This window comes from Microbulbifer marinus (assembly GCF_900107725.1).
Lineage (GTDB): Bacteria > Pseudomonadota > Gammaproteobacteria > Pseudomonadales > Cellvibrionaceae > Microbulbifer > Microbulbifer marinus.
Genome location: NZ_FNQO01000002.1, coordinates 341,962 through 353,857, shown reverse-complemented (window position 1 = coordinate 353,857; position 11,896 = coordinate 341,962). Strand labels below are relative to the sequence as shown.

Genomic DNA, 11,896 nt, shown 5'->3' with positions numbered 1-11,896 from the left:
CGCAACAGGCAAGCGGCTCCACGCAGCTGCGTCAGCCTGTTGCCGGCGACAATCCAGTGGGTCAGGACGAGCTGTTGGATTGCTGGAAATAAAAGGAAGCGAAGTGGACTTTTTCGTCTTTATGAGCGAGCAGTGGCTGCTGGTCAGCCTGCTGGTGGTTTTACTCTACGCATTCGCGCTGAGCGAGCGTTACAAGGCCGGCACCCCGGCGTCGGTGCATGAAGTCACCCGCCTGATCAATGTCGATGGCGCCAAGGTACTCGACGTGCGCGACCGCAGCGAATACAGCGCCGGCCACATCGTCGACGCGGTGCATATCCCCCACGGCGAGGTGGCCGAGCGGGTTGGTGAACTGGCCCCGTACAAGGACAAGCCGCTGATCGTCGCCGACAAACTCGGCCAGCATGCCGGACCCGTGGGTCGCCTGCTGAAGCAGCAGGGCTTCCAGGTGCGACGCCTGCAGGGCGGTATGAGCGAGTGGGCCAATCAGAACCTGCCGCTGGTCAAGAGTTAATATTGAAGTAATCACACGCTGCGGTTTAAGCGGAATCCGGTCATGCAAGACGTTGTCATCTACACCACCCGTTTCTGCCCCTATTGCATTCGCGCCAAGCAGCTGCTCGACAGCAAGGGCGTGAAGTACCGCGAGATAGCGGTAGACAACGACCCGAACCTGCGCGCGCAGATGGCCGCCAAGGCTGGCCGGCGCTCGGTGCCGCAGATCTGGATCGGCGATCACCACGTGGGCGGCTGCGACGAGCTGATGGCGCTGGAGCGCAGTCGCCAGCTGGATAGCCTGCTCGGCTCAAATCGCTGACGCCTGCAGCAACGGGCGGTCACAGCGCGGGTAGCGACGCCCGGAGCAAAAAGTTGTGATTAATCCATTTCCGGCCTTGAAACGGTATTCGAAGGCCCCATTTGAAAGGCTTATACAGGGAGTCTTTCTCACGGAAGGCATGAATAAACCACTTATATAAAGAACAGGCAGTAACATGGCTGAAGAACAGAACGGCGCAGCGGCAAACGCGGAAGCCCCGCAAGTGCAATTCGCGATGCAACGCATTTACCTGAAAGATCTCTCCTTCGAAACCCCGATGGGTGCCGAGGTCTTCAAGAAACAGTGGAAGCCCCAGGTCAACCAGGAGCTGAACACTCAGACCGCCAAGATCGACGAAGATCTGTATGAAGTGGCTCTGACTCTGACCATTACCGTCAAGCTGGAAGAAGACACCGCTTTCCTGGTGGAAGTGAAGCAGGCCGGCCTGTTCGCCATTCAGGGTCTGGAAGGTCAGCAGCTGGCTCAGGCGCTGAACACTGCCTGCCCGCAGATCCTGTTCCCCTACGCTCGCGAAGTGGTGGACAACGTGGTAACCAAGGGCTCCTTCCCGGCCCTGATGCTGCCACCGATCAACTTCGATGCCCTGTTCGCCGCGGCTCTGGCCCAAGCGCAGCAGCAGGCGGAAGGCGCGAAGACAGAGACGGAAGCCTAAGTCTCCGAGCGACCGCGGAAAAGGCCCCATTCGGGGCCTTTTTTGTATCTGCCGCGCGCGCTGCCGTGCCTTGTCGCCGGCGCGGAGATCACATAGGCTCCCGGACATCAGAGTAAAACGGGATATCCGCCAATGCAGTGGGATTTACCGCGGCCCTTTATCTGGAAGGTCACTGTAAAGCCGGAACATGTGGACGGCCTGCATCACGCCAATAATGCCGAATACGTGCGCTGGTGCGAGCGTGCCGGCTGGGCGCACAGTGTGGCGCTGGGGCTGGATGTCACGAATTACCAGGGACTCGACCGCGGTATGGCCATCCGTCACGGCGAGTACGACTATATACTGGCGGCGAGGGAAGGCGACGAGCTGCTGTTCGGCACCTGGCTCACTAAAGTGGACGGGCGCCTCAATATGACCCGTCGATTCCAGGTGTTCCGCGCCGCCGATGAGGCGCTGATACTGCGCGCCCAGTGGCAGATGGTGTGTATCGAGCTGTCTAGCGGCAAGCCGAAGCGCATGCCCGCAATCTTCAAGGAAATTTACTGCCCGGCAGTCATAGCCCCGGAGGCCGAAAGTGACGGAAGAATATCTCACCCTGACTGACAACAGCGGAGCCCTGAAGGGCAAGACGATCTTTATCACCGGCGCCAGCCGCGGCATAGGTCGCGCCATCGCGCTCAAGTGCGCCGCCGACGGGGCCAATATCGTCATTGCGGCCAAATCCGCCGAGCCGCATCCGAAACTGCCGGGCACCATTCACTCGGTAGCGTCAGAAGTGGAGGCCGCTGGCGGCAAGGCGCTGGCCCTGCAGGTAGATGTGCGCGACGAGCAGCGGGTTGCAGAGGCCATGGAACAGGCCGCGGAGCGGTTCGGCGGTATCGACGCCGTGGTGAACAATGCCGGTGCCATCAACCTGACCAATGTGGAATCCACGCCGCCGAAACGCTACGACCTGATGCAGAGCATCAACAGCCGCGCCGTGTACCTGACGGCACATCTGGCAATGCCCTACCTGAAGCAGTCGGCGAACGGCCATATCCTCAGCCTGTCGCCACCGCTGAATCTGCAACCGAAGTGGCTGGGACCTTTCGCCCCCTACGCGCTGTCGAAGTTTGGTATGACCATCTTGAGTATGGGCCTGGCCGAGGAACTGCGTGAGGCCGGCGTCAGCGTCACTACCCTGTGGCCGCGCACCCTGGTCGCCACCGCGGCGATCGAGTTTGCCGTGGGCAATCGCGAAATGTTTGAGCAGAGCCGTAAACCGGCCGTCATGGCCGATGCCGCCTACGAGGTTCTGGTAACAGAAAATGGCCTGCTCACGGGCCGTCAGTTGATCGACGAGGAGCTGTTGGGCGAGCGCGGTGTCAACGACTTTACCGAGTACGCCCATAATCCGGCCAAGGCCGACCAGTTGGCGGTGGACCTGTTTCTCGAACCGTAACTGAGCTGGGGGGAGGTGTTTTGACCAGCGATACCGATTTGTTTAAAGACGCGCTCGGCGAGTTGGGCGACGTCAAACCACTGGTGCAGGAGCGCCGCGTGTCCCTGAACAAGGAGCGCAAAGATGCGGAGCTGAACCGGCGAGCGCGGCGCGAGTCCGCCACTCAGGAACCCGTAAGCGATCTGAATCCCCTTTCCGGTGAATATGTCGAGCTCGTCGATCCATGGGATCCGCTGGAATTCAAGCGCGACGGTGTACAGAACGGCGTTTACCGCAATCTGCGCCTGGGCAAATACGCGGTCGATGCGCGCCTCGATTTGCACCGCCACTCGGTGGAATTAGCGCGTCGCGCAGTGCTGGAATTTGTGCGCGATTGTGTGGAAGCGGACGTGCGTTGTGCGCTGATCACGCACGGCAAGGGCGAGGGCCGCAAGCAGCCGGCACTGCTGAAAAGTTGCGTCAATCACTGGCTGCCGCAGCTCCATGAGGTGCTGGCCTTCCACAGCGCACAAAAAAAGCACGGTGGTCTGGGAGCCACCTACGTTCTGTTGCGCAAGAGCGAGCGCAAGCGTCAGGAGAACCTGGAGCAGCATCAGCGCCGCAACCGATAGAAATACTGCAGTACTTCGGGAACAGTGGCCGGAAACCAGACGCCCCTGTCATCTGTTTGTCACAACTGCCAACTAAGATGCCATCTGAATGCCGCGCTTTTCCGCCTCGCTAGGATTCGAGCAGTATTTTCAGGTGGTGTTGATCTTCTCTCTTAATTCGCGAAATGCGAATTTTTACCCTTCTTGATTACGAATACTTGGCGGCCTGTTAGGCCGCCATTTTTTTGAGTTGGCGATGCCGTGCGGCCGGCGGACTGTATCAGACAGGAGTAATTAGCGTGGCATTTCATCGACGCGCTTGAATTCGAGGCGGGTGTCACCGCTCTCGCTGCGCAGAATCAGCGAATCGCCCTTCACCTTGAGGTTGTCCGTCTGTGGCAGTGCCTTCAAGTAGTCCTTTTCCAGTTCGCTGCTGTCCCGCACATCGCTCATGCGCGATATCGCCGGAACCTGGGGCCAGGAAATTTCCCCGTTAGCGGACAGTGAGAAACGGCCCAGGTAGGGGTTGGTGCCGGCACTGCCGCGCACATAGCCGAGGTCGTCGCAGGTAAGGTAGGGACGGTCACGCCAGAATTTCTTCCACAGCAGACGTGAACGGTGCTCGCGCCCGTCGACCGACAGGCTTTCCAGTAACCACTGATGTTCGCAGACTGACCGATCCTGCTCACTTTCCGCCAGACTGGATTCCTCAACTGTGCCGCAGCCCGACAGGGACAGCAACAGCGCCAGCGGAATCAGTGGGAGAAAGCGCTCGTGGGATCGCAGCATGAGGGGTGTCTCGTTATTTTTGTGACATTTAACCTCAAAAGGACCGTCCCGTCTGTGGACGTGTTCAAGGTCCGACCCTGACATATTCTATATAGATGTCCCCGGAGGGATCGCGAAGTATCAGGCGCGCGCCACCGGATTTGGTAAAGGCCTGACGGGTACCGGCGAGGGCGCGCAGATAGGTATTTTCCTGCTGCATCAGCGCATCCGGCCCGGCCATCTTGGTCGATGCGAAACTGGCGGTGTCCCACAGCAGCTGGCCGTTGTCGGTGATCTGCATGGAACCGCGGTAGGTATTGACACCGCTCTTGCCCATCACATTGCCATCGAGATTACACAGGAAGGTGAAGCGCTCGGTCTCGGTGACGGCGACGGCCTCGCCGTTGACCCGCAGGCGTTTCAGTTCCCATTTGTTGCCGCAGACGGCGCCCATATTGCCCGCCGACTGGACCACGGGAGCCTCCTCGGTACCGACGCCGAGACAACCGCCGACCACCAGCGCCGCTCCCAGCAGCCACAGCTGCATGAATCTGCTCATTGGCGTGCCACTCCCTTTCTCTCCCTGAACAATGGCGCCGCTTTCAATCAGTAGTGGGCGCCGGACTCCAAAAAACTGCTAGGGAAAGCTTAGTTGCTGTGTGCTGCGGGGAGATGATTATGGTGACAAGCTATGCTTTCTCTATCGCAGGAATTGCAGACGGCGACCAATAGCAGGGAAGTTGTCCACCATGATCAGACGCACCAAGATCGTCGCCACGCTCGGTCCCGCCACCGATAAGGGCGGTATTCTTCAACAGTTGATCGCCGCCGGCGTGGACACGGTGCGCCTCAACTTTTCCCACGGTATCGCCGATGACCACCGCCGCCGCGCACAGCAAGTACGCGAGGAAGCCGCGCGCCAAGGTCGGCACGTGGCGGTGTTGGGCGATCTGCAGGGCCCCAAGATTCGCGTCGGCAAGTTCAGCGAGGGGCGTGCGCGACTGGAGAAAGGCGCAGAATTCGTGCTGGATCCCGACTGGCCGGTTGGAGGCGGCAACGTGAAAGGTGTGTCTGTCGACTACGCGGAGCTGGCTGAAGATTGCGCAGTCGGTGACATGTTGCTGCTGGACGACGGCCGCCTGCGGTTGCGGGTACAGAAAATCGATGGCCGCAGCCTGACTGCTGTGGTGGAAGTCGGTGGCTGGCTGTCGAACAACAAGGGCATCAACAAGCTGGGCGGCGGTCTGACTGCGCCGGCCCTGACCCAGAAAGACCGCCGGGATATCAAGGTGGCCGCGGAACTGGAGCTGGACTATCTCGCGGTCTCCTTCCCCCGCGACGCAGCCGATATCACCAAGGCGCGCCAGCTGCTGCGCGCCGCCGGCGGCACTGCGCATATCGTTGCCAAGATAGAGCGTGCCGAAGCCGTGGCCGACGAGACAAGCCTGGATGCGCTGATCCTCGCCAGTGACGCCATCATGGTGGCCCGCGGTGACCTGGCAGTGGAAATCGGCGACGCGGAACTGATGGGGGTGCAGAAACACCTGATCCACCGCGCGCGCCACCTCAACCGGGTGGCGATCACCGCGACGCAAATGATGGAGTCGATGATTTCGAGCCCGGTGCCCACCCGCGCCGAGGTCTGCGATGTGGCCAATGCGGTGCTCGACGGCACCGATGCGGTCATGCTGTCGGCGGAGACCGCCGCCGGTGACTATCCGGTGGAAACCGTCGAGCATATGGCCGACGTGATCGTCGGCGCGGAAAAGCACCGCGCCACCCGGCGACCGCCGCGGGTGATGCAGGACAACTACCCGGCCGGCGACGCCTGTATTGCGATGGCGGCGATGACTATCGCCAACCACTGCCGGGATATCCGGGCGATTATCTGCCAGACCGAAACGGGCAATACCGCGCTGCTGATGTCGCGGGTGCGCTCGGACATTCCGATTTTCGCCTTCTGTCGTCACCACAGCAGTTGCAGCCGCGTGGCCCTGTATCGCGGTGTCGATCCGGTACTGATGGACGTGGAGGGCATGGACGGGCCATCGCGGGACCAGCAGGCCATCAGCTATCTGAAGACGCGCAACCTGCTGCAGAACGGCGATTTCGTGCTGGTCTCCCGCGGTTACCACCAGGATATTGGCGGCAGCACTGACACACTGCGCATAGTGCGTGTCGAATGACCCTAATCGTCTAAAGGTTCGCAGCGCTTCCGCTAGGTCACACGCACGCAACGCACCAGAATCTTGGTCTCCAGTTCCTGTTCGACACAGCGAAACTTGTGTCCATTCATACTTAATGTTTTGGGGGCTCCCTCGGGCGCGGTTGTCGAACAACCGGCAACTCCTGTCGCCAAGGCCACGGCCAGCAGAATACAACTCAATTTCTGCACCGTAGTTACCTCGTGGATTGTGATCAGCGGGCGCGAATTCGCTCCGCGCTTTGTTTCAGCCTAGAGGAAGCAGCCGTCAGGATGAGGTATTTGCCGCCAATTTGTTCAAACCGACGACATAGGTACCAGTCGGCGGGGAAGATCGGTGGAAGGTTTCGGCAAAGATAAAAAAGGCCCGCAGTGCGGGCCTTTCTTTAACGAGCTGCGAACTTAGGGCAGCAGATGCGGCGGTATTTCCGCCGGCCGTACATCCGTCTTGTATTGGGCGCGGTTGTCGATAGTGCCGAACATAAAGATATGCCCGGACACAGAGGGGTCTGGCATGCTGTTCCGGTACCAGTCGGAGAAGAAGCGGTGGTAATGATGCATCCAGTAACCGTCGCTGCCGTCTGTCTGGTGAAGGTTCCATTCACGTTCGTGGTAGAGCACGCACTCATCGCCGTCAGCGGGATCCCAGCTTGCCGGCTTGCAGTAGCCGCCGTTTGCGGCCACGCCCTGGTTGTAGCGATAGCGGCGAATCAGCAGGTTACCCTCGCCGTTGATCCGCCACAGGCCCGGCATGAGGAAGTATTCGTTGTCTTCCAGTGAGCCGTTCTGGTCCGAGTCATAGGTTGAAACCGTCAGCGCAGTACCATCATCGTTTACCTCAAACCAGAAATGCTCGAGCGGCCTAAAGAAGTCAAACGCGTACTGGTAGATCCCAACTGCCGACAGCGCAGTCCAGGCCGACTCTCCTTTGAGTAGCAAGCGGCCGGTTTGGGTAAAGACATCCGAATTTCGGGTAGTCCTCACATTGATTCCGGAAGCTGTCGGGTTTTCGGAAAGGAAGACCAGATTCGAACTGTCTCCGTTGGCGTAGGTAACCTGCAGGCTGCCGTCGGCGGCGATCACCCAGTTGGCGCTTTCCTCGCCGGTGATCAGTGTTCCGTCACCGTCAGAGGACTCGACTGTGACTGACGCGGTGCCGCCCTGACCCGGGGTGCCGGAGAAAGAGATCCTCGAGGCCGATATATCCAGGTAGGGGTCGGAGCCCTCTACAGGGTTGACGACTTCCCCCGCCGTAATGGGTCTGGATAGGCTGTAATCCACGCCCAGCTGCAGAATGTCAGCTGCACTGATCTTGCTCGCGGTCTTGATCGCAGTGCCTGTGCTGAGCCAAGCGACGGGGGCGGTATCCGGATACTCGCCATCCGGGTAATGGGTATAGCTTTCAATCTCGAACAGCAGCACATCGCTCAACTTACTACGGGAAAGCCAACGCAAATTTTGGACACGGGTGATGGTTTGCTCGTGAACCTGCTTGCCCAGGTCAGAGTCCCAGGGGTACCCTTCGCTGGAAACCAGTTCCAGGCCGTCGAAACTTACACCGTTCTCCCCCAGGGCCCAGTTGAAGGTGCTCTCATCGCTGGTGTCGCTCATTATGCCGTTGCCATCCGCGCTCAATACCAGGCGGCTGCCGTTGAAAGCGCCAGTGAAACTGTATTTTGGTGCGGTGAAATAATAGGTGTCTGCCACAGCGCCGGTGCTGTCAGACGGCTGCGACACTACCAGCTCGGGATTGACGGCGATGGCTACCTGTGTGCTGTCCCACAAATCTTGATTGGTCAGCCTCGCATTCACGCCGTGGGCTGCGGAAACCTCAAGATCGCTGGCAAACGCGAAGGTGTCTGCAGACTCTGCAGGCAACTTCAGCGCGGGATCATCGGTGTATTCCAGTGCGAGCGTAATAGATGTTGCGACATTAAACACGATTTCAGAATCAATCATCCTGCCGGCTGATTCCAGGGCTGACTGACTTGTAATGTCGCCGCCATTGGCGCGATTCAGTTGAGCCGATATCGCGGTGGAAATGGCGGAAAGGTTGACCGAGACATTTTCGTCCATCGTGAGGGTGTCATCGGCACCGGCGGCTGTATCCAATACGCCGACTTCACCGAGCACGGAGACATAATGCAGCTGTCCGGCGGATGCGGACTGGGCGCTTGCCGTGACCATTGAATCCGCCAGGGATTCATCCAGGCTCAGTGGTATCGAGTAAGCGCCATCACTATCCGCTATGGTTTGGAATCGCTGGCTTCCGACAGTAACTTCGATATCCGCTCCAGGTGTATCGACGACCACCCCGCGAACGGTAAAGTTCAGTTTGTTGGCGGTGATGGTCACTGTGATATCGGCTTGCGCGGTTGCGCCATCGTCGTCGGTCACGGTGATTGTGAGAATGGCTTCGCCGTCTTCCGTCATTGACGGAGCAGTTACCGTTACCGTGGCAGTGTCAGCGTCCGTGAGATTCAGTTGCGGGCCGGACTTCTGGCTCCATGAATAGCTGGCGATACTGCCATCGGAATCGCTGGCGGTCGCCGTGATGGCAACACTTGCGGATTCAGCGACGCTGGTGGCCGGTGCCGAGACAGTGGGCGCTGCGTTAGTGATTGGAGCAGAGCCGTCGCCGTCATCCGAGCTACCGCCCCCACCCCCGCCACAGGCTGTGATCGCCATGCAGGCTCCCAATATGACGGCCTTGCGAAAATTCTCCATAACTTCCCCTGAAAACGATTAATTCTAAATTCTTATTCGCCATAAAAGCGGAAAGATAATATTTTCATCCTATTTTTATTGCCAGTAATAATTGCGGGGTTTCGGTGCGGGATTGGCAGGAATGGCGAGATTTTTCCGTTTGCCAACGAAAGTTTATTAGCGATTAGAAGCTTGCCGCTTACCATTGTCTAGATTGGATCGTTAGCCAAACTTATTTCAAGCATGGCCCTTGCAGCTTGGCAAAATTAAAAAAAGCCGCCGTTAGCAGGTAACGGCGGCAAGTGGTTGCTCACTGAGCTGGGGGCGAAAAACGCCCCCTGGAGAAAAGACGCAACAATCTCTTGTGAACTGAATATTCCCGTTAGAAGTTGTAGTTACCGGTCAGGGCAATCGTGCGCGGGTTACCATAAAAACCGGTCTGGAAGGGTGCACCGAAGTCATAGCCGGCAATACGGTATTCCTTGTCCGTCAGATTTTTGCCCTGCAGACCCAGGTTCCAGCTGCCATCACCGCTGTAATAGGTCGCGGTCAGGTCTACCAGTGTGTAGGCGTCCTGATCGAGGATGCCGGGGCGCTCGAAGATCTGTGTATCAGCACGGTAGGATACCGACGGGATTACCACCATTTCACCACCGGCAACAGGCAGTGACCAGTTGAGCTGGAACATGGCGGTAGTGTCCGGCGTGTTCTGCATGGCCAGTTCGTCGGAGACATCCACTCCCCTCTCGATAAACTCGACAAATTCCGCATCCACCAGACCTATCACCGCGTTAGCTGAGAGGTTGTCGGTAACTGCCAGGGAGGCCTCAAGTTCCAGGCCCTGAATGCGGGATTCGCCGGCGTTCAGCACCGCGCTGGCGAAGCCGCCACCGGGTACCAGTGTCTGGGTGGTGACCTGCATATCGGTGTAGTCGGCGCGGAACAGTGCACCGTTCAGGCGCAGGCGGTTGTCGAGTAGATCCATCTTCCAGCCTAACTCCACCGTATCCACCGTCTCCGGATCATAGCCGTCCACGGTTTCCGGGTTCACGCTGGCGTCACCACGCATATCGAAGCCGCCGGACTTGAAACCGGCGCTGTAGGCGGCGTAGAGCATCACATCGTTGTTCAGCTGATAGTCGACGCCGATGCGCGGGGAGAATTCGGCCCAGTCATTTTCGCCCGTATAGTCAGTCAGGGCGCCCAGGAAAATCGGGTCTGGTGTGCCCGCATAGTATTGGTCGTGGAAGGTGTCGCTGCCGAACCCAAGGTAATTGCCTTTGAATACCACTGCGGATTTTTCGTCACGCGTATAGCGGCCGCCGACATTTAGGTTCCATGCCTCGGCGAACTGCCAATTGTAGTGGGCGTAAGCAGACAGGCTGGTGGTGTCCACGGTGCCTGCCACGTTTTGTGTGAATCCACCGGGGGCGGCGAAGCCCAGTACTGCATCAAAGGCGCCGGCCGCGGTGCCGTCATAGTAATAGATACCGCTTACCAGATCCGCGTTATCGCCTTCCCACAACAGCTGAAATTCCTGGGTGAATTGTTCGTCATCATAAAACGCAGGTACATCAAACCAAGCGCCTTGCGTGCTGTCGAAATCAATCACGGTCTCGGTGCTACCTTCGCGGGAAGCAGTGATAGATTTGATGGTTACGTTATCGGAAATCTGGTATTCGGCGCTCAGAGACATGCCACTGGTTTCAACGAGGTTATCGGAGGGCAGGTTCGTCTCTGTGTCGTAGATACTGTCGAGTACCGCTTCGCCTACAAAACCGGGGCCGAAACGGTGGCCATGTTTGGACGCTGATTCATCGCGGGTTTTGTCTGCGGCGAAGCGCACAAACAAGGAGTCGTTCGGGGAGAATTCCACGGATACACGGCCACTCAGCACATCCTTGTTGTAATGATCCTTCCCTGTTACAACATTTTCGCCGTAACCGTCGCGTTGGAAGCTGGCGACAGCGGCGCCGATATTCAGGCTGTCAGAAAGCGCTGTAGATGCACTCAACTTGAAATCGCGCTGATTAAAACTACCCAGTGCGCCACTGATGGAGACTCCCGGTTCGCCGGTCATTTTCTTGGTGACATACTTCACTGCACCGCCGATGGTGTTTTTACCGTAGAGCGTGCCCTGTGGGCCGCGCAGCACTTCTATCGACGCAACGTCGTAGACGTCCATGACCGCACCCTGCGGGCGGGCAATATAGATATCATCGATATAAATACCCACACCCGGCTCGAAACCCCAAAGTGGGTCCTGCTGGCCGATACCGCGGATAAAGGCGGTAAGGGTGGAGTTGGTGCCGCGGCCCACCTGCAAGGTGGTGTTCGGAGACAGCTTCTGGATATCGGTGATATCCGCTATGCCGTTCTCGATCAGTGCTGCCTCGCCAATGGCGGTCACCGCCACCGGCACTTCCTGCAGCGATTGTTCGCGCTTCTGTGCCGTTACGGTTACTTCCTCAAGGGCGGGTTCGGCGTAGGTAAGGCTGGCACCGCAGGCCAACATGACACCAACGGCCAAAGGGTGAAATTTTATTGCTCTATTCATGGCTCTCTCCAATCACCAAATTTATGGTTTTTATAAATATCCGGGATTGCCACTCTAGCGGTACCGGGTCCATTTGCCTGTTAGACCAAGGTATGACGTTAGTCGGGCTCGCGATGGAGGACAAAAAACAGCCACTGGGGT

Annotated in this window: 11 protein-coding genes; 7 read left to right on the top strand and 4 right to left on the bottom strand. The window is 58.4% G+C overall.

What is annotated here, in order from left to right:
• Positions 1-103: 103 nt before the first annotated feature.
• The 6 genes from BLW36_RS09380 to smrA all read left to right on the top strand — a co-directional run bounded on the left by BLW36_RS09380 (position 104) and on the right by smrA (position 3,542).
• On the top strand, positions 104-514 hold the full coding sequence (locus tag BLW36_RS09380) for a rhodanese-like domain-containing protein (protein WP_244506205.1): 411 nt from the start codon (positions 104-106) through the stop codon (positions 512-514).
• A gap of 42 nt (positions 515-556) precedes the next feature.
• Positions 557-817, top strand: a complete 261-nt coding sequence (gene grxC / locus BLW36_RS09375) for a glutaredoxin 3 (RefSeq protein WP_091387592.1) — start codon at positions 557-559, stop codon at positions 815-817.
• Positions 818-992: 175 nt separating this feature from the next.
• Positions 993-1,490, top strand: coding sequence for a protein-export chaperone SecB (gene secB, locus BLW36_RS09370; protein ID WP_091387590.1), 498 nt, complete (start codon positions 993-995; stop codon positions 1,488-1,490).
• A gap of 132 nt (positions 1,491-1,622) precedes the next feature.
• Complete coding sequence (locus BLW36_RS09365; protein ID WP_091387588.1) at positions 1,623-2,093, top strand: acyl-CoA thioesterase; 471 nt, start codon at positions 1,623-1,625, stop codon at positions 2,091-2,093.
• Positions 2,065-2,931, top strand: a complete 867-nt coding sequence (locus tag BLW36_RS09360; protein WP_091387586.1) for an SDR family oxidoreductase — start codon at positions 2,065-2,067, stop codon at positions 2,929-2,931. The genes BLW36_RS09365 and BLW36_RS09360 overlap by 29 nt, the downstream gene beginning before the upstream one ends.
• Positions 2,932-2,951: 20 nt before the next feature.
• Positions 2,952-3,542 (top strand): DNA endonuclease SmrA, encoded by a 591-nt coding sequence (gene smrA, locus BLW36_RS09355; RefSeq protein ID WP_091387585.1) that lies wholly within the window; start codon positions 2,952-2,954, stop codon positions 3,540-3,542.
• Between the two features lie 273 nt (positions 3,543-3,815).
• Here smrA and BLW36_RS09350 read toward each other — a convergent pair whose 3' ends face one another.
• Together BLW36_RS09350 and BLW36_RS09345 are read right to left on the bottom strand one after the other, a co-directional pair.
• The gene (locus BLW36_RS09350; protein ID WP_170833176.1) at positions 3,816-4,310 is read right to left on the bottom strand and encodes an META domain-containing protein; all 495 of its coding nucleotides are present in this window, start codon (positions 4,308-4,310) and stop codon (positions 3,816-3,818) included.
• 64 nt (positions 4,311-4,374) lie between these two features.
• Complete coding sequence (locus BLW36_RS09345) at positions 4,375-4,848, bottom strand: META domain-containing protein (RefSeq protein ID WP_091387581.1); 474 nt, start codon at positions 4,846-4,848, stop codon at positions 4,375-4,377.
• A gap of 190 nt (positions 4,849-5,038) precedes the next feature.
• Here BLW36_RS09345 and pyk point away from each other — a divergent pair, with 190 nt between their 5' ends.
• Entirely contained in the window at positions 5,039-6,475 is a 1,437-nt protein-coding gene (gene pyk / locus BLW36_RS09340) for a pyruvate kinase (RefSeq protein ID WP_091387579.1), read from the top strand.
• Positions 6,476-6,894: 419 nt separating this feature from the next.
• Here the strand turns inward: pyk and BLW36_RS09335 are convergent, their stop codons facing one another.
• Positions 6,895-9,180, bottom strand: coding sequence for a PKD domain-containing protein (locus BLW36_RS09335; RefSeq protein WP_091387577.1), 2,286 nt, complete (start codon positions 9,178-9,180; stop codon positions 6,895-6,897).
• 400 nt (positions 9,181-9,580) lie between these two features.
• Positions 9,581-11,755 (bottom strand): TonB-dependent receptor, encoded by a 2,175-nt coding sequence (locus tag BLW36_RS09330; protein WP_091387575.1) that lies wholly within the window; start codon positions 11,753-11,755, stop codon positions 9,581-9,583.
• Positions 11,756-11,896: the final 141 nt, after the last annotated feature.